This window comes from Sorangium sp. So ce836 (genome assembly GCF_028553905.1).
Classification (GTDB): Bacteria; Myxococcota_A; Polyangia; order Polyangiales; family Polyangiaceae; genus Sorangium; species Sorangium cellulosum_D.
In genome coordinates, this window is sequence record NZ_CP102233.1 from 9029423 (window position 1) to 9054471 (window position 25049).

The 25049-nt window shown below is 71.5% G+C and carries 23 protein-coding genes and 1 pseudogene; 6 read left to right on the top strand and 18 right to left on the bottom strand.

Annotation, left to right across the window (positions count from 1 at the left end; all coding sequences use genetic code 11):
• Positions 1 to 17: 17 nt before the first annotated feature.
• The 3 genes from NQZ70_RS32635 to NQZ70_RS32645 all read left to right on the top strand — a co-directional run bounded on the left by NQZ70_RS32635 (position 18) and on the right by NQZ70_RS32645 (position 3629).
• The gene (locus NQZ70_RS32635; protein ID WP_129577721.1) at positions 18 to 416 is read left to right on the top strand and encodes a YciI family protein; all 399 of its coding nucleotides are present in this window, start codon (positions 18 to 20) and stop codon (positions 414 to 416) included.
• Positions 413 to 1714, top strand: coding sequence for an RNA polymerase sigma factor (locus NQZ70_RS32640; RefSeq protein WP_129577722.1), 1302 nt, complete (start codon positions 413 to 415; stop codon positions 1712 to 1714). The genes NQZ70_RS32635 and NQZ70_RS32640 overlap by 4 nt, the downstream gene beginning before the upstream one ends.
• A gap of 421 nt (positions 1715 to 2135) precedes the next feature.
• Complete coding sequence (locus NQZ70_RS32645) at positions 2136 to 3629, top strand: trypsin-like peptidase domain-containing protein (protein WP_207217547.1); 1494 nt, start codon at positions 2136 to 2138, stop codon at positions 3627 to 3629.
• Between the two features lie 36 nt (positions 3630 to 3665).
• Here NQZ70_RS32645 and NQZ70_RS32650 read toward each other — a convergent pair whose 3' ends face one another.
• Positions 3666 to 4661 (bottom strand): NADP-dependent oxidoreductase, encoded by a 996-nt coding sequence (locus NQZ70_RS32650; protein ID WP_129577724.1) that lies wholly within the window; start codon positions 4659 to 4661, stop codon positions 3666 to 3668.
• A gap of 80 nt (positions 4662 to 4741) precedes the next feature.
• Between NQZ70_RS32650 and NQZ70_RS32655 the strand changes: the two genes are divergently transcribed.
• The gene (locus tag NQZ70_RS32655) at positions 4742 to 5605 is read left to right on the top strand and encodes a helix-turn-helix domain-containing protein (RefSeq protein WP_129577725.1); all 864 of its coding nucleotides are present in this window, start codon (positions 4742 to 4744) and stop codon (positions 5603 to 5605) included.
• 294 nt (positions 5606 to 5899) lie between these two features.
• Positions 5900 to 6688 (top strand): YbhB/YbcL family Raf kinase inhibitor-like protein, encoded by a 789-nt coding sequence (locus tag NQZ70_RS32660; RefSeq protein WP_129577726.1) that lies wholly within the window; start codon positions 5900 to 5902, stop codon positions 6686 to 6688.
• A gap of 459 nt (positions 6689 to 7147) precedes the next feature.
• Here the strand turns inward: NQZ70_RS32660 and NQZ70_RS32665 are convergent, their stop codons facing one another.
• From NQZ70_RS32665 to NQZ70_RS32730, 14 genes and pseudogenes are all read right to left on the bottom strand, one after another.
• Positions 7148 to 8011, bottom strand: a complete 864-nt coding sequence (locus NQZ70_RS32665) for a hypothetical protein (RefSeq protein WP_129577727.1) — start codon at positions 8009 to 8011, stop codon at positions 7148 to 7150.
• A 24-nt stretch (positions 8012 to 8035) separates the two neighbouring features.
• Entirely contained in the window at positions 8036 to 8197 is a 162-nt protein-coding gene (locus NQZ70_RS32670) for a hypothetical protein (RefSeq protein ID WP_165374287.1), read from the bottom strand.
• A complete protein-coding gene (locus tag NQZ70_RS32675) occupies positions 8175 to 8642 on the bottom strand; it encodes an RDD family protein (protein ID WP_129577728.1) in 468 nt (155 codons plus the stop codon). Before NQZ70_RS32675 ends, NQZ70_RS32670 begins: the two co-directional genes overlap by 23 nt.
• 140 nt (positions 8643 to 8782) lie before the next feature.
• Positions 8783 to 10045 carry a glycosyl hydrolase family 8 gene (locus tag NQZ70_RS32680; RefSeq protein WP_237244250.1) on the bottom strand — a complete coding sequence of 421 codons (1263 nt, stop codon included), beginning with the start codon at positions 10043 to 10045 and terminating at the stop codon, positions 8783 to 8785.
• Between the two features lie 180 nt (positions 10046 to 10225).
• Positions 10226 to 10420, bottom strand: coding sequence for a ferredoxin (locus NQZ70_RS32685; protein ID WP_129577729.1), 195 nt, complete (start codon positions 10418 to 10420; stop codon positions 10226 to 10228).
• Positions 10417 to 11667 carry a cytochrome P450 gene (locus NQZ70_RS32690; protein ID WP_165374288.1) on the bottom strand — a complete coding sequence of 417 codons (1251 nt, stop codon included), beginning with the start codon at positions 11665 to 11667 and terminating at the stop codon, positions 10417 to 10419. Before NQZ70_RS32690 ends, NQZ70_RS32685 begins: the two co-directional genes overlap by 4 nt.
• 294 nt (positions 11668 to 11961) lie before the next feature.
• A pseudogene (locus tag NQZ70_RS53525) lies at positions 11962 to 12081 on the bottom strand (RICIN domain-containing protein); the annotation flags it as partial.
• Positions 12082 to 12226: 145 nt separating this feature from the next.
• Positions 12227 to 13807: a porin gene (locus NQZ70_RS32700; protein ID WP_129577731.1), complete on the bottom strand. Its 1581-nt coding sequence runs from the start codon at positions 13805 to 13807 to the stop codon at positions 12227 to 12229.
• A gap of 183 nt (positions 13808 to 13990) precedes the next feature.
• The gene (locus NQZ70_RS32705; protein ID WP_129577732.1) at positions 13991 to 14632 is read right to left on the bottom strand and encodes a bifunctional 4-hydroxy-2-oxoglutarate aldolase/2-dehydro-3-deoxy-phosphogluconate aldolase; all 642 of its coding nucleotides are present in this window, start codon (positions 14630 to 14632) and stop codon (positions 13991 to 13993) included.
• Positions 14629 to 15726: a sugar kinase gene (locus tag NQZ70_RS32710; protein WP_129577733.1), complete on the bottom strand. Its 1098-nt coding sequence runs from the start codon at positions 15724 to 15726 to the stop codon at positions 14629 to 14631. The genes NQZ70_RS32705 and NQZ70_RS32710 overlap by 4 nt, the downstream gene beginning before the upstream one ends.
• A gap of 101 nt (positions 15727 to 15827) precedes the next feature.
• Positions 15828 to 17450 (bottom strand): MFS transporter, encoded by a 1623-nt coding sequence (locus NQZ70_RS32715; RefSeq protein ID WP_129581715.1) that lies wholly within the window; start codon positions 17448 to 17450, stop codon positions 15828 to 15830.
• Positions 17451 to 17488: 38 nt separating this feature from the next.
• Positions 17489 to 18262, bottom strand: a complete 774-nt coding sequence (locus NQZ70_RS32720; protein WP_129577734.1) for an SDR family NAD(P)-dependent oxidoreductase — start codon at positions 18260 to 18262, stop codon at positions 17489 to 17491.
• Positions 18259 to 19377 carry a hypothetical protein gene (locus NQZ70_RS32725; protein ID WP_129577735.1) on the bottom strand — a complete coding sequence of 373 codons (1119 nt, stop codon included), beginning with the start codon at positions 19375 to 19377 and terminating at the stop codon, positions 18259 to 18261. Before NQZ70_RS32725 ends, NQZ70_RS32720 begins: the two co-directional genes overlap by 4 nt.
• Positions 19374 to 20615, bottom strand: a complete 1242-nt coding sequence (locus tag NQZ70_RS32730; RefSeq protein ID WP_129577736.1) for an enolase C-terminal domain-like protein — start codon at positions 20613 to 20615, stop codon at positions 19374 to 19376. The genes NQZ70_RS32725 and NQZ70_RS32730 overlap by 4 nt, the downstream gene beginning before the upstream one ends.
• An 825-nt stretch (positions 20616 to 21440) precedes the next feature.
• Between NQZ70_RS32730 and NQZ70_RS32735 the strand changes: the two genes are divergently transcribed.
• On the top strand, positions 21441 to 22310 hold the full coding sequence (locus NQZ70_RS32735) for a PAS domain-containing protein (RefSeq protein ID WP_129577737.1): 870 nt from the start codon (positions 21441 to 21443) through the stop codon (positions 22308 to 22310).
• A 38-nt stretch (positions 22311 to 22348) separates the two neighbouring features.
• On the opposite strand, the gene NQZ70_RS32740 is transcribed toward NQZ70_RS32735, so the two are convergent.
• From NQZ70_RS32740 to NQZ70_RS32750, 3 genes are all read right to left on the bottom strand, one after another.
• Complete coding sequence (locus tag NQZ70_RS32740; protein ID WP_165374289.1) at positions 22349 to 22957, bottom strand: antibiotic biosynthesis monooxygenase; 609 nt, start codon at positions 22955 to 22957, stop codon at positions 22349 to 22351.
• Between the two features lie 38 nt (positions 22958 to 22995).
• A complete protein-coding gene (locus tag NQZ70_RS32745; RefSeq protein ID WP_129577738.1) occupies positions 22996 to 23439 on the bottom strand; it encodes a hypothetical protein in 444 nt (147 codons plus the stop codon).
• A gap of 241 nt (positions 23440 to 23680) precedes the next feature.
• Positions 23681 to 25021, bottom strand: coding sequence for a GNAT family N-acetyltransferase (locus tag NQZ70_RS32750; RefSeq protein WP_129577739.1), 1341 nt, complete (start codon positions 25019 to 25021; stop codon positions 23681 to 23683).
• Positions 25022 to 25049: the final 28 nt, after the last annotated feature.

The window sequence follows — 25049 nt, forward strand, 5'->3', positions numbered from 1 at the left end:
ATGAGAAGGAGTCGGCCATGAAATACATCATGATGATGCACACCCCGCACGGCGGTCCCTACCAGGTCGCCAGCTGGCCTCAGAAGGACTTCCAGGCGCACATCGCCTTCATGAAGCGCTTCCACCAGCAGCTCAGCGCGTCGGGGGAGCTCGTGGCGGCCGAGGGCCTGGCGGGGCCGGAGCAGGCCAGGCTCGTGCGCGCCGGCAAGGACGGCAAGCCCATCACCGACGGTGTGTTCCCGGAGACCAAGGAGTTCCTCGCCGGGTACTGGATCGTGGACGTCGACAGCCCCGAGCGCGCCTACGAGCTCGCCGCCCAGGCGTCCGCCGCGCCCGGCCCCGGCGGCGCGCCGCTCAACCTGGCGATCGAGGTGCGAGAGGTGATGAGCGCGCCGCCCCCCCAAGAGCTGCCTTGACCTCACGGCCGCGGGACACCGGGGCCGAGCGCCTGCTGCGCGACCTCGCGCCGCAGGTGCTCGGCGCCGTCCTCCGTCGATTCCGCGACTTCGGCGCCGCCGAGGACGCGGTCCAGGAGGCGCTCGTCGCGGCGGCCACCCAGTGGCCGCGGGACGGCGTGCCCGACGAGCCGCGCGCCTGGCTGATCCAGGTGGCGTCGCGGCGCATCACCGATCACGTCCGCAGCGAGGCCGCCCGCCGGCGCCGCGAGGCGTTCGTGGTCAGCCTCGTGCCGCCGGAGCAGCAGATCGTCCTCGCCGCCGACAGCGACGAGGCGGTGGAGCAGGACGACACGCTCACCCTGCTCTTCATGTGCTGCCACCCCGCGCTGTCGCCGTCCTCCGCGATCGCGCTGACCCTGCGCGCCGTCGGCGGCCTGACGACGGGCGAGATCGCCAGGGCGTTCCTGGTCCCCGAGGCGACCATGGCGCAGCGGATCAGCCGCGCCAAGCAGACGATCAAGGCGTCCGGCGTGCCGTTCCAGATGCCCGCGCCGCGCACGTCGGAGGCCACGTCGGAGGCCACGTCGGAGGAGCGCTCGGCGCGGCTCGGCGCCGTGCTGCACGTGCTCTACCTGATCTTCAACGAGGGCTACACGACGAGCTCCGGCCCCGCGCTGCACCGCGACGATCTGTCGAGCGAGGCGATCCGCCTGACGCGCGCCGTGCACGCGCTCCTGCCGGACGACGGCGAGGTCGCGGGCCTGCTCGCGCTGATGCTCCTGACCGACGCGCGGCGCGCGGCGCGGACCGGGCCCGAGGGCCAGCTGATCCCGCTCGCCGACCAGGATCGGAGCCTGTGGGATCAGGGCGCCATCGCCGAGGGCGTCGCGCTCGTGACCGCGGCGCTGTCCCGGGGCTCGATCGGCGTTTACCAGGTGCAGGCCGCTATCGCGGCGGTGCACGACGAGGCGGCGCGCGCCGAGGACACGGACTGGCCGCAGATCCTGGCGCTGTACGACCTGCTCCTCGGGATGTCCGACAACCCCATGGCGGCGCTCAGCCGCGCGATCGCGACGGCCATGGTGCGCGGCCCCGAGGCGGGGCTCGAGCTGCTGGGATCGCTCGACGCCGACCCGCGCCTCGCGGGCCATCACCGCCTCGACGCCGCCCGCGCGCACCTCCTGGAGCGGGCCGGGGATCACGAGGCGGCGATAGCGCACTACCGGAGGGCGGCCGGCCGCACGACGAACCTCCCGGAGCAGAGCTACCTCCTGTCGCAGGCGGCGCGGCTCCTCGACGCCCGGAACCGTACGTAGCGAGTCCGGGGATCTCCGCGGGGACGACGTTGGCCACGCCGGCGTGAGGGCAAACCCGATGCACGGTGTGCATGAGGCCCATGCCGCATATCCATTGGGACCGCGCCGCCGGGGAAACTAGAGTCCGACGCTGACCAGCTCTCGTGTCTTACGAAGCTTGAGCGCGTCAGTATCCGTAAGATGTCAGATTCGTGCTCGGGGCCGGATCGAGCGTTGATGCAGCCGTTCGAGATCGCTAGTTGATCCCCGCGCCGCGCCGCCCTCCTCGCGGGCTCGCGCGGCGGCTCGACTCGCTTCCTTGCGCCTCGGGTCGACGCGCGCTGCCGAGGAGCGCCCTCGCGGCACGGCCGCGGAGGGCGCCTCGCAGCGCATTCGATGTCCTTGCATTGAAACTCGGGAGTTTGCCATGAAGATATTTCGATTGATCGCTTGCACGGGTCTCGTGTTCGCCGGGACCGGCGTGGCTTGCGGGACGCCGGTCGATGACGAGGCCACAGGGGAGATCCGCTCCGAGGTCATCTACGGCGACGACGACCGGGAGGAGCCGTTCACGTACTCGGATCCCGTGTGGGCGCAGCGCGTGCTGGATTTCACCGTGGCCCTGGTCCCCACCTCGGCGGTCGACGCCTCGGACCCGAACGACATCCAGATCGCCGGGCCCGACTGGATCGGGCGCGACGACGTGTGCCCCGACGAGCGCTTCGCCACCCAGCCGGCGCTCGCCGACTGCAGCGGCACGCTGATCGACGACGACCTGGTGCTGACGGCCGGGCATTGCATCAACAACTGCGCCGACAGCCGCTTCGTCTTCGATTACGCCATCAACCCGTCCACCGGCCAGCTCAACCAGATCACCAGCGACGACCTCTACCGCTGCGTGGACTTCATCACGTGGTACCGGGACCCGAGCGGAGCGGACTACACGGTCGTGCGCCTGGACCGGCCGGTGGTGGGGCGGCAGCCCGCGGACGTGCGCGCGTCGAGCGCGCCGCTGGACGAGGAGACCGACCTCATCGTGCACGGCTTCCCCCGCGGACTGCCGCTCAAGCTGGCCGACGGCGCCAACATCCGCGATGCGAGCGACCCCGAGTTCTTCGTCGCGAACCTGGACACGTTCGTGGGCAACTCGGGCTCGGGCGTGTTCGATCTCGCCACGCACGAGCTCGTGGGCATCCTGGTGCGCGGCGCGGCGGATTTCGAGCCCGACCCGAACGGCGCCGGCTGCGTGCGCCCGAAGCAGTGCGCAGACGACGGATGCCGCGGCGAGGACGTGACCTACGCCCACCTGGCGGTCCAGGCCATGTGCGAAATGACGGTGTCCGACGTGTGCTCCTGCGGCGACGGCGCGTGCGGCCCGCTCGAGAGCCCGTCCTCGTGCGCGGCCGATTGCTCCTGCGGCGACGGCGTCTGCAGCACCGGCGAGAGCACCTCGTCCTGCCCGGCGGACTGCCGGCTGGAGGTGCTGTACGACGAGCACACGCCGCAGCCGAACTGGGTGACGCCGGGGATCCAGGTGCGCAATACCGGGACCGACAGCCTCTTCCTCTGGAATACGACGGTGCGGTATTATTTCACCAAGGAGCCGCCTGGCACGCTCGCGGCGGAGTGCTGGGGCTGCTCGACCACGCCGGCGATGACCTTCCATGAGGTGCCCGGCGGCGGGTGCGCGAACGCGACCCACTACGTCGATGTGGTGATCCCGGAGATCACGCTGGCGCCCTCGGGCACCACAGAGCAGTTCCGCGTCGCGTTCCACGCGTCCAGCTGGCAGGATTTCAATGAGGCGAACGACTACTCGTACGCCGGAGCCAGCTGGAACTGGGCGCCCAACCCGAAGATCACGATGTATCGGCTCGGCGTCAGGGTCTTCGGCGACGAGCCCTGTCCGGGCGTCTTCATCCCGCCTCCGAACTGAGCCGGCGTAGCGGGGCAAAGGCAAGGGCCCCGCGGCTCAGAAGCCGTCTTCCACGCGGATCGCGATCTTTCCGACGGTGCGCGCCGACTCGATGGCGCGGTGGGCCTGCGCGAGGTCGCGCACCGGGTAGGTCGCGCTGACGACGGGCCGGACGTGGCCTTGCGCCGCCAGCGCCGCGACCGCGGCCAGCGCGCGGCCCTGCGCGTGCGGGTCGAGCCGCCACAGCGAGGCGGCCCCCATCACGTGATAGACGAGCGACGCCGCCTTCATGAAGAGCCGATCCGCGACCGGCGCCGGCGTCGGCACGATGCTCACCACGGTGCCCATCGGGGCCACCGCGTCGAGCGCCTGATCCAGCGCGCTGCCGCCGGCGTTGTCGAACGCCGCCGCGACGCCCGCCCCGCCGGTCAGGTCCCGGCAGGCCTGCCCGACGTCCTGCGTGGCGTGATCGAGCACGACCGCGGCGCCGAGCTCGCGGCACAGCGCCGTCGACGCGGGCCGGCTGGCGGTCGCCACGGCGCGCAGCCCGAGGTGCCGGGCGAGCTGGAGCATCAGGTGCCCCACCCCGCCGGCGCCCGCGGTGATCAGCACCGTGGCGCCGGCCGCGGGCTGCGCGCGGGCGAGGCATTCCCAGGCCGTGACGCCGGCGAGCGACAGGCACGCGGCCTCCTCGTGCGACAGGGCCGGCGGCTTGCGGGCGATGGTGCGGCTGTCGATCACGGCCAGCTCGGCGTTCGCGCCCTGCCCGAACAGGCTGGGCGAGCCGAACACCTCGTCGCCGACCGCGAACCCCTCGACGCCGGGGCCGACCGCGTCGACCACGCCGGAGACGTCGTAGCCGAGCACCAGCGGGAGCTGCCGCTCGATGCGGCGCGGCCCGGGCGACGGCGAGCGCGCCCGCACGTCCGCCGGGTTGATCGACGACGCGATCACCCGCACCCGCACCTGATGCGGCCCCGGCGCCGGGTCGGGCAGCTCCAGCGGCACGAGCTGCGAGGCGTCGCCGTGGCGATGGATTCCGATTGCCTTCATGCGCTTCGCTCCTCACGATCGGCGCCGACGTCCGCGGCGCCGGCGCAAGGTGATCACCGGCGGCCGGCGCGTATTGAACGATGTCGACATCGAGGCTCGCCACCGCCGCCCGCGAACGCCGCGCGTCGCCGCTCCTCGCGCACGCCGCGCCCGGCGCCGGCCAGCCCGGGATCACCGGGCTCGTCGACGTGGCGGGGAGCGTCGCGTCGTGGGGGCCGCCGGCGCCGCGCGCGCTGCCGTCGCTGCACGCGGTCCTGAGCATCGGCCTGGTCGGCGAGATCCAGAGCGAGCGCGACGACCGGGCGGGCGGCGCGGTCTGGCTGTCCGGGGTCGCGACGCGGCCGTTCGGCTACCGGCTGCCGGCCGAGCTGCACGCCGTGATCGTCCTGCTCGAGGCGTGGGTGATCCCGGCGTGGTTCGGCCTCGACGCCGGGCGCCTCGTCGACCGCCGCATCGATCTGCGCGACGCGATCGGCGCGGCCCGGGTGGCGGGGCTGCTCTCGGCCGTGCGGCGCGAGGGCACGCCGCACGGCCGCCTGCTCTCGGTGCGGCGCTGGGCGGCCGCGCTGCCGCCGCGCGCGGCAGCGCCGGCCCCCGCGCTGCGCGACGCGGGGCTCGTCGATCGGGACGCGGCTGGCCTCGCCCGCGCGCTCGGCGTCTCGCTGCGCCAGTCGGAGCGGCTGCTGCAGCGCCACCACGGGGTGACGCTGCGCGAGATGAAGGGCATCCGGCGCTTCCAGCGCGCGCTGGAGCATTTCGACGAGGGCCTGTCCTGGGCCGCGCTGAGCGCCGACGCCGGGTTCGCCGATCAGAGCCACCTGTGCCGCGCCGTGCGCCGGTACGCCGGCATGACGCCCGCGGCGCTGCGGCGCGCGGCCGGGGCCAGCCTGATCGCGCCGCTGTACCGGCCGCTGATCTGCCGCGACCGGTTCGTCGCCCTCTGAGACTGCGAGGAAGGGACCGCGCTCGGCGACGGCGGCCATCCCTGCAAATCTCCTCCGACGCCGGACGCGTGCGGCGGAGCTGTAGAGATGAAGCGTGTCGACACAAAGCGTGTGCGCCGGAGCTGTAGAGATAAAGCGTGTCGACACCGGACGTGTGCGGCGGAGCTGTAGAGATAAAGCGTGTCGACACCGGACGAAGTCCCGGGAAATGTCCCACTGAATTGAGATTCTTTTTTTCACAGAGCGAAGCGACTGCCATCGCGAGCGAAACCTGAACGTGACATCATCCCGCCCATGCGAACCATCACGGATAGGCTCATTCGTAGCCTTGGAATTCTCATCCTCACAAGCGTACCGCTCGCAACACTGAACTGCTCCGACGATGACACCGGGCCGTCGGGCGACGGCGGGGGCTCCGCGACGAGCACCGGGACCACGAGCGGCCCCGGCAGCACCAGCAGCACGACCTCGGCGAGCTCCACGACCACGGCGGCGACGACGGGCACCGGCGGCGCGGGCGGCGCGGGCGACGGCGGCGGCGGCGGCGACGCGGGCGGCGCGAACGACGGCGGCGGCGGCGCGTCCTCCGCTGAATTCGCGATCACGAGCCCCAACCACGAGGAAGGCGACGAGTTCGCCGACAAGTACACCTGCGCGGCGGCCGGCTTCAACGGCAGCCTCCTGCCGGAGCTCAACTGGACCGCTGGGCCTCCGGGCACGAAGAGCTACGCCATCACCTTCATCGACGTCACCCTGGCGCACAAGACGCCGCCCAACATGAACGGCTATCACTGGGTGATCTACAACATCCCGGCCAACGTCACCTCGCTGCCCGAGGAGTTCAAGGACGCGGCGTCGATCGGCGCCAAGCAGAACAGCAACTACCTCGGGCCTTGCCCGAATTTCGGCGGCGGGAGCGCCAACACCGACACCTACGAGTTCACGATCTACGCGCTCGCGGAGGACTCGATAACGATCGCGGGCACGGGCACGGCCGCGGTCAAGGACGCGGAGACAAAGCTCGAGGCGAACAACCTGGCGAAGGCGAAGCTCACCGGCACGTCCAACGCCTCGCCGCCCTGACGAGCGATAGCGGGCCTCGACGCGCGTCGAGGCCCGGGTCCTCCGGCGTGATCTGCCGCTCTTCCGACCGGCCGGCCCAGAGACCGGCTGCAGATCCGCTGCGCGCCGTGCTCCCCTGCTCCGCGGGGTCGGCGAGCGCCGGAGACCCCTGAGCAGGCACAGCACATCGATTAGTTTGCCTAACTAACACGGGGACGGCGCACGTCAAGGACGCGTCGCGGGATGCTCGAGCGCGGGCGCCGGACCTTCACCGCATTGCCGCGACCCAGGTCGGATTGCCACGCTCCGGTCGCATCCTGCGCTGCCTCGCCGGTCAACGCGCCGCGCGCGTCCCCGAGGCGAGGCTCCTCATGCAGGACTTGAGGGCCTCGCGCAGGGTGGCATGCGTGCCGAGGGCGCGGATGTCGATTTGGTCGGCTCATCCGCGCTGCCGCGCGGGCAGCGCGCGCCGCCGGCGGCTCACGCGACGGGGAATTGCTCCGCGACCCAGTCCCGCCAGCCCGGCGGCATGCGCGTGGCCTCGAGGTAGCGGCGGAGCTGGAGGGCATCGTCGAAGGCCGACATCCCCCACAGGCGGAACGCGTCGACATAGCCCATGTCGTCGTCGAAGGAGTCGGCGAAGTCGGCGAGCGACAGGCCGAGCTGCCAGGGCGCCTGCACCTGCCCGGCGCAGAGCAGGCGGGCGAGCGACAGGAGCCCGCGGCGGGGCTCGATCGTGCCGACGTCCCCGGTCTCGAGCGCCTGTGCGCACGCTCGCCAGGACTCCGGCACGCCGGGAGGCGTCCATTCGCTGCCTCTCCGCAGCTCGGCGACCTGCCGCGACCAGAACCAGAGCTCACGGGTGTTGTAGCGGGCCGCGTCCTCGGGAGCCGGGCAACGCGCCCACGGCCAGCTCACCCCTGTCTGCTGGCCAAGCCAGGTGGCGAAGGCGACGTCGGACGCGATGAGGCCCTGCTCCAGGAGCGCCGAGCGGCGCTGGGCCGCCGCGGTCGGATCGTCCTCGTCGCTGTCGCCTTCGTCGCTGTCGTCTTCGTCGCTGTCGTCGTCGCTCCGCTCCGCGGGGAACAGGACCTCGTGAACGACATCTGCCCAGCTGACTGGAGCGGGCGGGTGGCGCCGCAGGTAAGCGATGCGGGTCTCGGGATCCGGGGCGAGCTGCTCGAGGAAGACGCTCCACATCCCCATCCAGTCTTCCCCGGCGCCCATGCGCCAGCCGAGGGTGTGGCGCTCGTAATCGGGGAAGCGCGCCCACGGCGGGGCGAGATCGCCGCGCGCGTCGAGGTGCTCGCGGAGGCGGGTGCGACAGCTCTCTTTCCAGCTCATGACGGCAGCATACGCCACAATACGCTAGCCGCCCGGGCGGCGGCGCGGGCTCGCGGAGGTCGCGAAGCGGCCGCCGACGGCGATGTGACCGCGGTAGCCGCGCTCGCGGAGGGCGACGGCGAGCGCGAGCGACTCCTCCGCGCGCCGCTGTCCTGGATGGCCCTCACCGGTCTCGACGAGCTCCACGGTCCCCTCCCCCGACGCGCACCACCCGCGTACCGCCCGCGAGCAGGTCGTGCTTGCCCTGGCGGAGCGGGCTCGAGCGGATCGTCAGGGCGATCCACGTCCAGGCGGCGAGCGCGAGCAGCGGCCCGAGGAGCGGGATCGAACCGACGATCGTGAATGCCTCGCGGAGCAGCGCCTGCTTCAGCGACGGCCGGCCGCCGTCCGGGCCGACGACCCGCAGGCCCAGCGCGAGCTTGCCGGGCGTCGTGCCCGCCGCGGCGTCGAGCAGGGTGAAGTACGCGAGGACGAGCGCGGAACCGAGGAGCAACCAGTCGAAGCCGAAGCCGATCAGCTGGCCGAGACCGACGTCCATGGCGGCGAGGAGGAGGACGTCGATCCCGCGCGCGGCGATGCGGGAGGAGAGCTCGGCGGGGACTGGCGAAGCGACGGACGAGACAGCGGACATGATGGCCTCCGGAACAGGGCGGGCGGCAAAGCCGTCCGGAGATGAGACCCGGCCGCCGCGCGAAACTCATCGGTCCGCGCTAGAAAAAAGAAGAGGCGCAGCCGCCGACGCAGGCCTGTCCGGCGCGGCGCTCCGTTCGATCACGGCGTCAGCCAGTTGCGTGAGACGCACAGCATCGACAGCAGCTTGAGCGTGTCGCCGTAATAGTCCTCGGTGGGCGCGGTGGAGACGATCTCGTTCCACAGGCGGTCCAGCCACGCCTGACCGCCGGAGTCGGTGGTGGCCGCGACCGCGAACGGGGCCATGAACACCATATCGTTGTAGGGCTCGATCGCGCGGCCGGCGAGGGTGTAGCCGGCGCGGATGTTGCTCGGATTCCCCCCGGTCTTGCCGCGGATCCAGCGGCTGATCCTGCTGGCCGCGTCGCGCGAGCGGGTGTCGCCGCTGATGGCGGCGTCGATGCCGAGGCGCCACGGCACGCGGGCCGCGTTCCAGGAGTAGCTGCCGTCGTGCGGCGCCTCGAGGAAGTTGGCGTCGGCGGGGCGAGGCGTCGCGTGGGTGTTGATGATGAAGTCGGGCAACAGGCCGGTCGAGCTGGCATACCGATTCTGCATCGTCTCGATCAGCGTCTGGTGCGCGCTCAGCACCTGCGACCAGTCGGCGCCGGCGCGGCCGATGAAGCTGCGGAAATGGCCGAGCATCCAGTCGGAGCTGCGCGTGGCATAGTAATACTTCGTGTCCTCCGGCCACTTGATCCAGTCGCCGAGGTTGACGAGCCGCGTGGTCGGGTTGACGTTGCTCGCCGCGATCGCGTTGAGCACGCGGGTGGCCTCGGACGCGTAGTCGATCGCGCCGCTGGAGCCCCATTGCTCGTCCGCGAGCAGCAGCGCGTAGGCGATGTCGAGATCGCCGTCCGTGGCCGAGTCGTGGTCGAGGATGTCGCTGCAGCTGGAGTCCTGCGCCCACGCCATCAGGTCGGGGTTGTTCTGGCTGGGGTGACGGCGGTTGTAGCGGTGCAGGCCGTCGAAGATCGTCCGCGCCTGGACGTCTTGCCCGGCCATCATCGCGGCGATCAGCATGCCGTACCCCTGGCCCTCGGACACGACGTGAGCGCCGTCGCCCGTGCTGGCCCGGACGCGGTATTCGCCCGGCTGACAGCCGGGCTCGACATAGCGACTCTTCCACTGCCAGTAGAAATTCGATGTCGCGCTGTCGGCCGCGGCCTGGCCGGCCGACACGCGCAGCGTCGATGGATGGTAGGCCTGATGGTGGCTACCGAACGGGTGGCTCTGGGCATGCGCGCTGCCGGCGGCGCAGAGCAAGCTCAGCGTCAGCCCTTGCAGGACCCGCTTCAACGCTCCGGTCCGTCGTGACGAGGAGACCGTCGAGGGTGACATGAACATGGAAGCAGCCTCCGATCGGAGAAGGGTTGTCCGAAACGACAGCGTGAGCAGCGACGAACGCGACGGAACGGCCCGCGCAGGGCCGCTCCGCTTCGTCAGCCATGTTCCGGGAGGAGCCCAGGAGTCACGCTGCCAGGCTGAATGCCGCCGGAGGGGAGCCTCCTTCAGAAAATCTGCCCCCTAATCCACGATCGCGAGCGCTCGCCTCGGGCACGCCCGCACCGCGCGCTCGATCTTCGGGCGCAGCGCCGGGTCCACCTCGGTCAGGAGGATGTGGAGCCGATCCTCCTCGTCCACGCGGAAGGCCTCCGGGGCGGCCCGCATGCAGGCCTGGTTGGCCTCGCAGAGCTCCCGGTCCACGACGATCCGGCTCATCGGGCCACCTCGGACGGCGCCGCGGGCGTCACCGCCACGCGCAGCGACGAGAGCTTGCGGAGGGTCGGGTGCCCCGCGTACGTCGGCGCGCCGATGACCCGCATGTCCGCGGTGCGGCGGAGCAACGTCCCGACGGCGATCTCCCCCTCGAGCCGCGCGAGCGACGCGCCCAGGCAGTAGTGCGGCCCGAGGCCGAAGCTCAGGACCTCGTCGTGCTGCCGCCGCGGGTCGTAGCGATCCGCGTCGGGGATGGCGCGAGGATCGCGCAGCGCCGCCGGCAGGATCGCGACGATGGTCGACCCCCTGGCCATGCTCACCCCGCCGATCTCGACGTCCTCCGTGCAGTACCGCACGATCCCTCCCTTGCCGAAATTGTCGAAGCGCAGGAGCTCCTCCATCGCGCTGCGCAGGAGCGCGGGCTCGGCCCGCACGGCGGCCGCGCGCTCGGGCACGCAGAGCAGCGACATGACGCCGAAGCAGATGAAGTGCACCGTGGTCTCCGAGCCGGCGGCGATGATGGCGGCGACGAGCCCGAGCATCTCGTCCTCGCTCAGCCGGTCCCCCTCGGCCTCGGCGCGGAGGAGCGTGCTCAGCAGATCGTCGCCGAGGCGGCTGCGCCGCTCGGCGATGAGCTCGCGGAGCAGCGCCATGCCCGCGGGCACCGGGGCGACGACCGCCGCGTACGCCTCGGGGGTGAGGCGCGGATCGACGGTCTTGATGAGCGCCTCGCCGAAGTCCCGGAAGGTCTTCTCGTGCTCGCCCGGGATGTCGAGCATCGCGGAGATGACGCGCAGGGGGATGAGGTCGGCGAACTCCGCGATCTCGATCTCGCCCTTGCCCTCGAAGGGCGCGAGCGCCTCGTCGACGATGCGCTGGATCGTCGGCCGCAGGCGGTCGCACGCGCGCGGGGTGAAGGCGGGGCTCACGGCCCGGCGGACGCGCGCGTGGTCCCTGGGGGCGAGGCGGAACAGCGACCGCTGGAACGGCCCGCGGATCGCCTCCGGCAGCGCCGCATCCGGCGCGGGCAGCCCGGCCGCCACCGGATCTGTCGCGAGGCGCGGATCGCGCAGCACGGCCGCCACGTCGTCGAAGCGGCTGACCACATAGGACTTCGCGTCCGGCCAGAAATACACCGGCGCGGCCTCGCGCAGCTCCGTGTATGCGGGGTACGGGTCCGCGTCGAACCCCGGCGCGTCCGGCTTGAGGTGGAGCACCGGACATCCCTTGGCGGCTTGATTCGGCGTCATCATCATCGCTCCTTCGCCTGCAGAGACGGGCGCCCCTCCGGCCTCCGCCGGCGCCCCTCGCAGCCAGCGTGGCCGGCGAGCGAGCCCGCCATCCCGGCGGCCAGCATACTCAGGAATCGAGCGGGGAACGCAGCTCGAAGACCCCTGAGCAGCGCTCCGACGCGGCAGGGGACCTGTCCTCCCACAGGAGATTTCTCCATGGGCGGAGCGGGCGGATGGCGCCCGCCGGCGAAGGGCCGTGCCCCGCGCGGGCGCGGGGCGCGCTGCCTCGGCTGCGTGGCGCGCGGCGCTGCGTCACCTGCTCTCCCATTGCTGGTTGCTGCCGCCGTTGCAGGCGTACTGCTTCACGGCCGCGCCGTCGGCGGTCGAGCCGCTGACCACGTCGAGGCACTTGCCGCTGTGCCGCGCGGCGAGCCCGTCGTATCGTCGTCCTTGAACAGCGTGATGTCGCGCGACATCTGCCCGAGCGGGCGGAAGCTGCCGTGGTAAGCGTAGCTGCCGTCGATGAAGCCCGCGCACGGAGACCGTTCGCGCCGCCCCAGACGCGCCCGCGCGCCGCTCAGAAGAAGCTGTAGAGCGACAGCTTGAAGCGCTCGTTGGTCGCGGTCACGTCGTCGGCGAAGGTCTGCTCCGAGCGCTGAAACGAGAGGCCCGCCCGGACGGCCGGCGTGATGTCGACGAACAGGTTGCCGTCGATGTAGCGCGACTCGCTGAACGCCGTGCGGAGGGCGCTGTAGCCGTTCTCCGCCGTGATCCGGTCCGACCAGCCCTGGGTGTAGTTGGCGGAGATGGAGACGCGCCCCGAGGGGGGCAGATAGTACTGGAGCCCGACCATCATCCCTCGCCAGCCGATGGTCTTCAGGTTCCCGTTCGCGTCGTACACCGCGAGGCCGTTGTCGATGTTCGGCGTGTAGGCCGCGCCGTCCGGGAGCGGCGGGTTCGGCACGTTGTTCGCGACGCCCACCATGTCCGCGATGCCCGTGCCGGAGAAGAACGAACCGGTCAACGTCAGCGCATTGCCGGGGTCATCCAGCGCGCTGGCCGGGATGATCGGGATCAGCGCGTCGACCGAGATCCCGTAGCCGGTGGCCGACCTCGAGTAGATCGGAGCGGCGGTGTGCTCGGCCACCTTGAAGTGACGGAGCGCCCCAGAGACGCCGATGGTCAGCGGGTCGATCAACATCCCTCCGGCGCCGAGCGTGTGAATCCCCTTCCAGCCGTTGACGCCGAAGCGGAGCCCCGCCTGGATGTCCGGGATCTCGGAGTCGCGCTGCGGCGGCTTCACGGCGGCCGCCGCGAGCTCGAAGTTCACGGGGTCCGACTTGAAGGTGTGGCCGACGCGCAGCTGCGGCATCCTGCCGAAGACCTGGTTCATCACCGGGAAGAACGACGTGGTGGCCGGGAAGAAGAACGGCTGCCAGCCGAACAGGTGATAGGTCTGGCCAATCACCACGTCGACGTAGTCCGATTCCACCTTGATATTCGCCTGCCGCAGGCGGAAGGTGCCGTTGCTCACCAGCGATGCTTCCGAGACGGTGGGCGGCTGGTTGCCGAAGAAGTCGAGCTCCAGGACGGCAGTGGCCTTGATCCCCTCGTACTCGGGCGCGCTCACCTTGACGCCGAGCCTGGAGTTCCGCGTCGTGAAATGCGTGCGGCCGTGCGTGCCCGCATAGGTGTCCTCGCGCTGGATCACCGTGGCCCCCACCGACTCGCCGAAGCTCTGGGTGGAGTCGTGCATGATGTCGAACTCCGCCATCCCGTAAACCGTGGCCTTGAACTTGGAGGTCACGGGAACGGCGGCCGGCACGGGCGGCTTGGCCGACTCCGCCGGCGGGGCCGGCGGCGGGGCCGCGGCCGCAGGCCCGGTGCCCGCCATCGGCGGCGGCGTGGCCGGCGCCTGCGTGCCGGTCGGCAGCTGCGTCATGCCGGCGTCGGGCGCCTGGGGGGCTTGCGTCGCCGCCGGCGCGGCCGCCGGAGCAGCCGCAGCCGCCGGAGCGGGCGCAGCCGCCGCGGGCGCAGCCGCCGGAGCAGGCGCAGCCGGAGGAGGCGCCGCGCCCCGCGGCGGCGCCTGGCCGTGCGCGGCCGCCGCCACGAAGAAAATCGACGCACCGAATAGGTTCGCAACCTTCGATTGGTTCATGTCCGAAGCCCCTGGTTATCGACGGCGCCGGGAATCCTCGCTGGCGCCGCAAGCCATTGATTTCATTGCACTTTTTTTCTGAACTACACCGGACGGATCACGGCCCGGCGTCGCGTCGATCTCTGCCCGGCAGCGCGGGAGAGCTCGACGCGGCGAACGGCGCTTACGTTTTCCTGTGCCCCTTCAGGCCTGGCGGGCTGCTTCGCGGAACGCGCGGGCGCGGGCGACGAGCTCCTCGCGCCGCCCCTCGCGCAGGAGCTTGAGGTCCACGAGATTGCTGCCGACGCCGACGGCCACCGCGCCCGCGGCGAGGAACGCGCCCAGGTTCTGCAGCGTCGCGCCGCCGGTGGGCATGAGCGGGATGTGCGGCAGAGGCGCCTTGAGCGACTTGAGATACGACGCCCCGCCCAGGGCGTCGCAGGGGAACACCTTCACGACGTCCCCGCCCGCCCGGTGCGCCGCCACGACCTCGGTCGGCGTGAGCGCGCCGGGCGCGCTCACGACGTTCATCGCGAGGCACGCCTTCACCGTCGCCTCGTCGAGCGCGGGGCTGACGACGAAGCGCGCCCCCGCCTCGACGCACGCCTCGGCGGTGCGGGCGTCGAGCACGGTGCCCGCGCCGACCAGGGCCCGATCGCCGTGGCGCGCCGCGACCTCGCGCACGACCTCGACCGCGCCGGGCACGGTCATCGTGATCTCGAGGACGTCGATCCCTCCCTCGAGGAGGGCGTCGACCGCCTGGAGCGCCTCGTCGGCCGAGCCCGCGCGCACGACAGGCACGACGCGCGTGCGACCGATCCACCCCAGCACGTCTTGCTTGTTCATCGATCCACCCGGGCCGTGCCCATCTTCATCGCCTTGAGTACCTCGTCGAGGGTCGCCATCGTGGTGTCGCCGGGCGTCGTCATCGCGAGCGCCCCGTGCGCCGCGCCGCAGTCGACCGCCCACTGCGGCCCCTTGCCCTCGAGGAAGCCGTAGATCAGGCCCGAGGCGAACGAGTCGCCGCCGCCCACGCGGTCGTAGATCTCCAGATCCTTGCGCTCCGGCGCCTGGTAGAGCCGGCCGCCCTGGTACAGCACCGCGCTCCAGTCGTTGCGCGTCGCCGACGTCGCCACGCGCAGCGTCGTCGCGACCGCCTGGATGTTCGGGAACGCCTCGATGACGCGCTGGATCATCGCCTCGAACGCGCCGACGTGGAGGTTCTTGTGCCCCTCGTCGAGGTCCTCGACCTCGAAGCCGAGGGCCGCCGTGAAGTCCTCCTCGTTGCCCAGCATCACGTCGACGTACGGCGCGAGCGCGCGGTTGACCTCCCGCGCGCGGGCCTGGCCGCCGATCGACTTCCAGAGCGAAGGGCGGTAGTTCAGATCGTAAGAGACGACGACCCCGTGCCGCCGGGCCGACTCCATCGCCTCCTTGGCCACGCCCGGCGTGGTCTCGGAGAGCGCGGCGAAGATGCCGCCGGTGTGGAACCACCGCGCGCCCTCCCGGCCGAAGATCGCGTCCCAGTCGATGTCGCCGGCCTTCAGCTGCGACGCGGCGGTGTGGCCGCGGTCCGAGACGCCGACCGCCCCCCGGATGCCGAAGCCCCGCTCGGTGAAGTTCAGGCCGTTGCGCACGGTCCGCCCGACGCCGTCGTGGGGCACCCAGCGCAGGTGCGAGAGGTCCACGCCGCCCTGCAGCATGAGGTCCTCGATGAGCCGCCCGACGGGGTTGTCCGCGAGGGCGGTCACGATCGCCGACCTGAGCCGGAAGCAGCGGCGGAGGCCGCGCGCGACGTTGTACTCGCCGCCGCCCTCCCAGGCGTGGAAGCCGCGGGCGGTCGAGATCCGACCGTCGCCGGGATCGAGGCGCAGCATGACTTCGCCGAGGGAGACGAGGTCCCAGCGGCAATCAGCAGGATCGCGGAGCGTGATGGACATGGTTTACCGATAGGAGGGCTGGCCGCGTGACGGAAGCCCCGAATCGAGGAGGTGGGCCCCAGGGGCCGAGGAGAGGCGATGAGGCTGGCCGAGGGCGGTGATCACGGGCTGCCTCCCGGCGCGCGCGTCGACTGCACCTCGGTGGCGGACGGGCCGATGTAGCCCTTGGCGCCGGCGCCCTTCGACTCGACGATGGGCCGCCCGTCGCGGTCGAGCTTGACGAGCTCGGCCTTGGTCCCCTGGGCCGTCGGCCAGAGGTACCAGCGCGCGTCCATCCAGCCCACGTGCGCCGCGGGGCCTTCGACCGGCGCGCCCGTCGCGCCGAGCTGGCCGGCCCGCGTCGCGCGGTAGTCGTCGACGGAGGCGTACGGAGGACGGTTGAGGGCGAGCTGCAGGCCCGCGATGCTGGCGAGCATCGCCAGGCCGCCGGCGACGATCGCCGCCTGCGGCACGCGCCGCTTGGGCGTGACCGGCTCGACCCGCGGCAGGAGGAGGTGCAGCACGAGCAGCCCGACGAGGTACAGGCTCCCCGCGAGCAGGAACGGCAGCGCATACGAGCCGGTGAGCGTGAGCGACCGGCCCACGAAGATCTGGAAGATCGCCCCGCCGACGACGCCAAAGGCGGTCTTGATGCCGACCACCGTCGCCATCGCCGGGCGAGGCAGGGTGTCCGAGACCAGCGTGTAGAGGTTGCTGCTCCAGCCCTGGTGCGCCGCCGCGGCGAGCGAGATGAGCGCGACCGCGACGTACACCGACGGGATGCCGGCGACGCTCGGGACGTCGACGAGCTGCCCGACCGCCATGACGGGCACCGCGGCGAGCGCGCAGGCGAGCATCGCGAGCTTCCGCGCCGCGCCGACCGAGCGGCCGCTCGCGATGAGCTTCGAGGAGAGCCAGCCGCCGCCGACCGCGCCGACGTCGGCCACGATGAACACGACCGGGATCGCGTAGCCCATGAACGTCGGCGTGAGCTTGAACTCGCTGACGAGGAACTTCGGCAGCCAGGTGAGGTAGAACCACCACGGCGCGTCGGTGAAGAACTTCGCCATCGCGACCGCGTAGACGGGCCGCATCCCGAACACCTCGCTGACGCCGAGCGACTCGGTCGACTCCTTCGCGTCGGAGCGGATGTGCGCGAGCTCCTCGGGCGACACCTTCGGGTGCTCCTCCGGCCGCCGGTAGAGGCGCATCCAGAAGAAGATCCACACGACGCCGATCCCGCCGAGGACGAGGAAGCAGGCGCGCCAGCCGTACGCCTCCGCGATGCGCACCGCGAGGAGCGGGGCGAGGATGGCGCCCACGTTCGAGCCGCAGTTGAACAGGCCGGTCGCGAGCGCCCTCTCCCTCTTGGGGAACCACTCCGCGACGGTGCGGACGGCGGACGGGAAGTTGCCCGCCTCGCCGACCCCGAGCAGGAAGCGGATCGCGGCGAAGCCGCCGAAGCTGCCGACGAAGGCGTGGGCCGCAGAGGCGATGTTCCAGACCAGGAACGTCGCGCTGAGCCCCTTGCCGGTGCCGACGCGGTCGATCCAGCGCCCGACGAACACCATGCCGAAGCCGTACGCGAGCAGGAAGCTCACGTTGATGAGCGCGAGGTCCGTCGGCCCGAGGCGCAGCTCGTTCTCGAAGAACGGGACCAGCAGCGAGAAGAGCTGCCGATCGAGGTAGTTGATCGTCGTCGCGAAGAAGAGGAGCGCGCAGATGGTCCAGCGGGTGCGCGTCATCACGCCGCCGCTCGCCGGGACCACAGGAGAAGCAGCGGTCACTGGTTCACCCCCGAAGCCAAGAAGCCACCGTCGACTGCGATGCTCGTGCCGGTGATGAAGCTCACCGCGTCAGAGCAGAGGAAGAGGGCCGCGCCGATCAGCTCCTGGGTCTCGCCGAAGCGGCCGAGCGGCGTGCGGGCGAGCAGCTCCCGCCCGCGCGGGGTGCCGTCGAGGAGCGCGCGGTTGAGGTCGGTCACGAAGACGCCGGGCACGAGGGCGTTCGTGCGGATGCCGTGCTTCGCCCACTCGGCGCCGAGGCTGCGGGTGAGCGCCATCACGGCCGCCTTCGACGCGCCGTAGGCCGCCACCTCGTGGAAGGCGACGAAGCTCGACAGCGAGGCGATGTTGACGATGCGGCCCCGGCCGCTCTCGCGCAGCGGGTGATAAAACGACTGGCAGGCGCGGAGCATGCCTGTGACGTTCGTGTCGAGCAGGCCGTTCCACTCGGCGTCTCCGACCTCGGCCGTGGGCGTGCGGAACGTCCTGCCGGCGCAGTTGACGAGGATGTCGACGCCGCCGAGCGCCTGGACCACGCCGTCGCGCAGGGCGTCGAGGGACGCCCGGTCGCTCACGTCGCACGTCGCCTCGAGCGAGCGGACGCCCCGCTCGCAGATCTCGCCATAGACCGCGCGGGCCCGATCGGCCCGGGTGCCCGAGGCGACGGTGTGGACCCCCGCCTCGGCGAGGCCGAGGGCGATCGCCCGGCCGATGCCGGAGGTGCCGCCGACCACGACGGCCCTGCGGCCCGCGATGTCGAAGAGTTTGGTCATGCTCCCAGCCATTCCCCGGCGATGCCGCCCAGGAGCGCGCGCGCGTCGCGCTCGATCTGCGCGTCGGTCGGCGGGACGGGCATCGCCCCATAGCGTCGCGAAAGCGCATTGGCGATCGACCGCCGCGAGTGGCGCCACTTGTAGATCAGCTGATCCAGGACGCGCGCGTCGGAGTGCTGCGGCACGAAGGTCGGCCCCAGCATCTCCAGGCGCATCGAGGTCGTCTCCTCGATGAGGCTCGGGTTGTTCATGAACCACCAGCACCCGAACGGGAGGACGTTGGCGAACTTGCGCGCCACGACGCAGAGGCTGTGCGTGTTCTCGCGCGCGAGCGTCGTGACGAGAAAGCGGACGTCGGGGTTGTCGCCGGCGAGCCGCTCTAGCGGGGTGAGGTCGACGGTGCTCACGCCGTCGCCGGCCACGCCGAGGCGGGGGTTCACCGCGCGCCGCACGCCGACCATCATCGCGAACGGCAGGCCGTGGGCGCGGCACGCGTCCAGCACGGCCCGGGGCGGGGCCGCGACCTCGTTGACGGAGATCGCGAGGTAGCGCGGCCGCATGCGGGCGATCCAGCGGTCGAGCTCGGCCGCGAGGTCGTTCGCGGAGACGAGGCGGTCGATGCGCAGCGCCGTGTAGAACCGCGGATCGGGCTCGACGCCCGCCTCCCAGATCGCGCGCTCCGCGGGGTCGGTCGGGTCGTTCGTCATCGCGAGCGCGCTCACCCCCGCGAGGCGCAGCACGTCCTCCAGGTGATCCTCGGCCTTGCGGCCGGCGAAGAAGGCGCGCGCGTCGCGCAGGTCTGGCGCGGCGGGGTCGAGGCCGAACGCGTCGAGCACGGTGGCGACCCCCGCGGTCGCCTCGGACAGCGGCGATCGGCGGACGAAGAGCGCCTCCCACACGAGGTCGGCCTGCGCCTCCTTGTCGCGCGCGTAGAACGCCTCGGGCGTGACCTTCGGCTCGGCGCGCAGGGTCTCGGCGACGAGATAGTGATACGTCAGGAGCTCGTCGACGCCCCAGAGGTTCAGCGCCTGGAACTGGGGGGCGAAGAGGTGGGTGTGGAGATCGATGATGGGCGCGGCGTCGATCGCCTTGGCAACGCGCTCGGCGAGGGTCATCTCGGCACCTCGGGGATCCGGTCGTCCTTTGGATCGGCCCAGCGCTCGTTCGGCACGGTCGCGCACCAGGCCGGGCGCAGGGGATCTTTGTCGTAGGGATAGGGGCCCAGGCGGCGGTATTCCTCGGCGTAGCGGGCGACCTTCTCGCGATCGAGGCGGACGCCAAGGCCGGGGCCGTCGGGCACGCGGATGCGGCCGTTCTGGTAGGGGAGCGGGCCTCCGCGGATCACGTCGTCTTTCAGGTGGTGGTAATGCGCGTCGGCGGCGAACGAGAGGTTCGGGATGACGGCGCCGAGGTGGAGCATCGTCGCGAGCTGCACGCCGAGCTCGCCCGAGGAGTGGACGGCGACGCCGAGGCCGAAGGTCTCGCAGATGCCCGCCGCCTTCACGCACGGCCGGATGCCGCCCCAGAACGTCGTGTCGAGCAGGATGACGTCCACCGCCGTGTCCAGCACGTTGGCGGCGAGCTGCTCGAAGTTCACGACGACGGTGTTCGTCGCGAGCGGCATCCGCACCTTCTCTCGGGTGCGCCGCATCGCGTGCAGGCCGAAGACGGGATCTTCCAGGTAGTCGTTGTTCAGGTCCTCGATCGCCTGACCGAAGCGGATGCCCTGCTCCGTCGACCAAACGGCGTTCGGATCGAAGCGGACGCGGTCGTCCGGGAAGGCGTCGGCCACCGCGCGGTAGCACTCGAGCTCGTAATCCGGGTGGAACACGCCGCCCTTGAGCTTGTGCGAGGTGAACCCGTGCTTCTTCTTCAGCGCCCTCGCCTCCTCGACCAGCTGCTTCGGGGTGCGGACCTCGCCCGAGCCGTCCGCGTTCGGGTAGCGGAAGAAGAGGTAGGACGCAAAGGGCACCTCGTCCTGCAGCTTGCCGCCGAGCAGGTCGTAGACCGGAACGCCGTAGGCCTGTCCGAGCAGGTCCAGGCAGGCGAACTCCAGCGCGGCGAGGATCTGGGTGCGGTTGTTGTAGAGGGAGGCCGTCGGGTTCGCGATCTTGAACCGCATCTCCTCGAGGCGGGCCGGATCGTGGCCCGCGAGGTAACCCTTCATGGCGCGGAACACGGCCTCGGCCGACTCGCCGCCGCCGCCCATCTCGCCGAGGCCGATCAGCCCGTTATCCGCCTCGACCTCGACGAGCGTGCGCACGAAGCGGCCCCAGTGGCAGCCGTTGGCGTGGCGCAGGGGCGCCTCGAGGGGGACGGTGACGGTGGTGGCGCGAATGTCAACGATTCTCATGCAGGACGGGGCTCCCGGGGCCCCAGCGTTCTGATGGGTTGGACTCGAAGCTCTCGATGGTCAGCGACACCTGCATGGCCCAACATCGCCCTATCGGCTGAAGCGTACAGCGACTGGATCGGCAGCGATGAAGGCGAAAATTGCAGCGAGCCCGTGGTTCACGAAGGCTTGCTGCGAGGCGCCGGTGAATTCCCTGACCTCCGAGGTTTGATCACGCTTCTATCCGAAACGTGCGAGGTCCGCCACAGCGCCGACGACAGCGCGCGAGGAGCTCTCCGGGAGGCGCTCTGCGACGGTGCGATAGAGAGATCGCCAAGGACACCGCGAGAAGAAATTTCTGTGTTCTCGCGACACGAGCTCGCAGGCGGGCGCGGTCGTCGCCCGGCCCTTCGGCTTGCTGCCCGCGAGCGCCCCCGCGAGAGGGCGCCGTGGAGCGCCGCGCTGATGCCGAGCTCGGCCAGCGCCGGGGCGATCTCCGCCCCGGGGCCGCGGCTCGCGAGCGAGCGCTCGATGCGGCGGCGGCGGCGAGCGAGCGCGCGGCGCGGCTCGGCCCCTCCGACGCGAGCGCGGCGTGGCGTGGCTCCTGCGCGCGCTCGACGCGAGCGCGGGAGCTCGAGCCGCGCGCGCCTGCCGCGCTCGCGCCGCGTCGAGCCTTCTCGTAAATGTGTAGCGTGGGCTAGAAAGACGAAGTACGTCCACGCCGTCATGGCGTGCTCCAACACGTCTTCGCCATTCGGCGCATGATCCTGGCGGCTTCTGTCCTTGCGGAGCCATCCCCGATGGCCGATAACGAGAGGCTGGCCGGGGGGAGATCGGCGTTTCTGCATGGCGTTCACGCTCCCCTGCCTCGACGTCTCGGACTGGAAGACATTCGAGCTCCTCCAGCTCGTCATCGACACCATCCCGGATCCCATCTTCGTCAAGGATCGGCAACACCGCTGGATCGCGTGCAACCCGGGCTTCTGCCGGCTGATCGGGCAGCGCTACGAGGACCTGATCGGCCGGAGCGATCCGGATTACTGGCCGAAGGAGCAGGCCGATCTCTTCTGGAGCTACGACGATCTCGTCTTCAGCTCCGGTGAGCCGAGCGAGAACGAGGAGCACGCCACGGGCGCGGACGGGGTGACGCGCACGATCTGGACCCGCAAGTTCCCCATGAAGAACGCGCAGGGCGAGGTGGTCGGCCTCTGCGGGCTCATCACGGACATCACCGATCTGAAGCGGCGGCACATGGAGGCCGAGCGGATGGCGGCGGAGAACCGGGAGCAGCGCGCGATCATCGACGCGCAGGCGACGCTGCTCGATCGCATGGCGATGCCGGTCATCCAGATCTGGCAGGGGATCCTGGTGATGCCGCTGGTCGGGGAGATCAACGACCGGCGCGCGGCCCAGGCGCTGGAGAGCATGCTGGTCGCCATCGGGCAGCGAGGCGCGGAGTTCGTGATCCTCGACATCACCGGCGTGCCGGTGATCGACACCGCCGTGGCGCGCCACCTGATTCGCGCCGTGCAGGCGGCGGAGCTGCTCGGCTGTCGGAGCGTCATGGTGGGCGTCGGCCCGGACATCGCCAGGACGCTGGTGAGCCTCGACATCGACTTCAGCCGGATCACCACGCAGGGCACGCTCCAGAGCGGGCTCGCCTTCGCGATGAGCCGCCTCGGCGCGCAGCGCGCGGCGAGCGCGCCCGCCCGCTGACCCTGGACCGTAGCGGGCACGACCGACGCGGCGTCAGCTCATCGCGTCCTGGCGTCGGTCGCCTGGATGTGGAGGGCCCCCTCCGCCATCGTCACATCGTCGGGCCCGGCGGCTTCCCAGTGGGTGACCGCATAGTTCGGCAGGAGCAGCTCGTTCACGGCGTCCATCGCCGCCAGGTGGGCGGGGCTCATGACGAACTCGTACATCGCCTCGGTCGACGACCAGACGGCCAGCGTGCGCCCGGAGCCGCAGGACGGCGACTGCGCCAGCTGGATCGCCACGAGGCCGGGCTGAGACGCGAGCTGCGCCTGGATCGCGCCGAAGTACTGCACGTATTTCTCCATCACGGCCTCTCCCGGCCTCGGCATCCCGTATGTCGCGCTGACCGTGTACGACGAGCCCTCCGGGGGAGGCAGGAGCGCCCCGGTCGCGGGCTCGACGCCAGGCCCGCTCAGCGGGTCGGCCTCCAGGTCGGCCTCGAGCACGCCGCCCGTGCACCCGGCGGGGGGCGCGTCGGAGGGCGCGTCGGAGGGCGTCGCGCCGGTGTCGGAGCCACACCCCGAGAGGAGCGCCGCGAGGACCGCGGCGGCCAGCGCGCGCGAGGAGCGATCGAGGGTCTCGTTCAACGTACGTTTCGTCGTGGTCATGGTCGGGGTCCTTTCTGATTCGGGCGCTGCCCGGGGGCTCAGTCGGCGCGCGAGACGACCCCGAAGACGAGCTCGGGGAACGTCCGCGCGAGGCGGCTTGAATGGAAGTTCGTCCTGCGTCCCATGCTCCGCACCTGCACCGGGGTGCCGGGCGGCGGGGCGTCGCCGACCGTGACAGCCCACGTGAGGGCCTCGCCGGCGCGCACGGCGAAATAGGTGTACGAGCCGGCCGGGAGGCGCTCCTCGACGCGGCCGACGAGGAGCGCGCGATCGGCGGCGGACCGGGAGAGCTGGCCGAGCGGGCTCGCGGCCACCGCCGCGAGGGGCCCCGCCGCCGTACGAGGCCTGTCGTCCAGCGCCCACGCGAGCGCGAGGAAGAGCGCCGCGAAGACCATGAGACCGAGGAGCGGCTTCACGAGCCGGCGAAAGGCGGATCGCGGCGCAGAGCTCCGCGCCAGAGGGGCAGAGGAGACGGGCGTCATCGGTGACTCCTTGTGGGCGCGCCCCGGCGCCCCCCGCGGGGCCGCCGTTGCGTCGCCGAACGAACCTCCGTTCCCGGACGCCCGCGGAACGTTCAATCGGCGCCGCGATTTCGCTCATGGCGGTACCCCAGGAGCCGAGAGCGCCGACGACGCATTGCGTCAAACTCGACGGCTGGCCATGGCTCGCGGGGTGACGGCGGGGCGATAGAGGCCCTGGGGAGGCGCCGCGGCGTCCGGCGCGCTACGGGGCCGCGGCGTGCGCGGAGCTCGCGGCCTCGCCGCCGCGGGCGGCCTCGCCCGGGCGCGCGGTCCTGCCGGGGCGCGCGGCCCCGCCGGGGTGCGCGGCCTCCGCCTCGTCCCACGCCGCGCCCTCCGCCTCGACCTGCGCCGCCGGGGCCGGCTCTCCCCGAAGGAACCGCCGCACCTGCTCCCGCAGCGCGAAGCGATCGAGTCCCTTCCTGAGCAGCGCAGCGCCGGTCCAGCAGGCCGCGTGCGTGACGTACGGGACGACCATGGAGGCCGACTTGCGGACCAGCCGGACGCCCAGCTCGTCGTAGGAGCGCGTGGAGAACAGCCGCTTGTACTCGCTGTCTCCATAGCCGAAATCGAGCGTCCTCGGGACGCCGTCGGCGCACAGGTCCTCGAGGATCATGAGGAGCAGGACGGTGCCGGGCTGATACGGCGCCCACGCGGGATCGTAGCCCACGCGCTCGTAATGATAGGTGCCCTCGTCCAGCAGCCCGACCACGAAGGCGACGGGAGCGTCGCCGTCCGAGAGGAGATAACCGCGCAGCCAGCCGCGCTCCGCGAGCGCCTCCAGCTTGCGCCGCGTGGCCTGCTCGTCCACCGATTGCCCGAGGCACCTGCCCTGCCAGCTCCGCGCCGCGACGATCCCCGCCTGCTCGAGGAAGCGCGGCAGCTCTTCTTTCCGCGTGACGCGCTGGAGCCTCAAACCGTGGGTCATGGCGCCCCGGAGGCGCTTCACCTTGTACCTCAGCGTCCGGCGCGTGCGGCCGCTGAACTTCGCGAGGTACGCCTCGAAGCTCCCCGGCAGATCGACGAGCCGGCGCGGCGTCACCCCGGCCAGCGTGTCGACCCAGAACTCCCGGCGCACCTGCGGGGAGCTCCGGAGGAGCCGCAGGAGATCGGACGCGACCGGCAATCCCTCGATGAAGATCATCTGGTAAGGCACCTCCGCGGAGAGGATCGCCTGGAGGAGCGCCGCCTGCTCGACCGGGTCGTCCGGCCCGAGCCAGTCGGTCCCGCAGAGCACCGCCCGCCGGACCGGGAACGCGCCCACGGACAGGTAACCAAGGCGGCAGCGCCAGGTCCACTCCTGGAGCAGGAACGGCGCCGCGCCGACCAGCGTCCCCTCATCGGGGTCGAACAGGGCCGCGACCATCATGCCCTCTCCCGCCCACCGCGACGAGCCCGTCCGGGCCATCTCCTCTGCCTCGATGGCGATGTGCTCCAGCCGATGATGCAGCTGCCCTCGCGCCCGCGCGCGACGGCAGCGCTCCCACACGGCCGCGAGCTCGGCGAGCTCCGCCCTCCTGCACAGGATTCGTGTCTGATACCGCATAGGGTCCCCCTCCCCAGGATCAACAGAG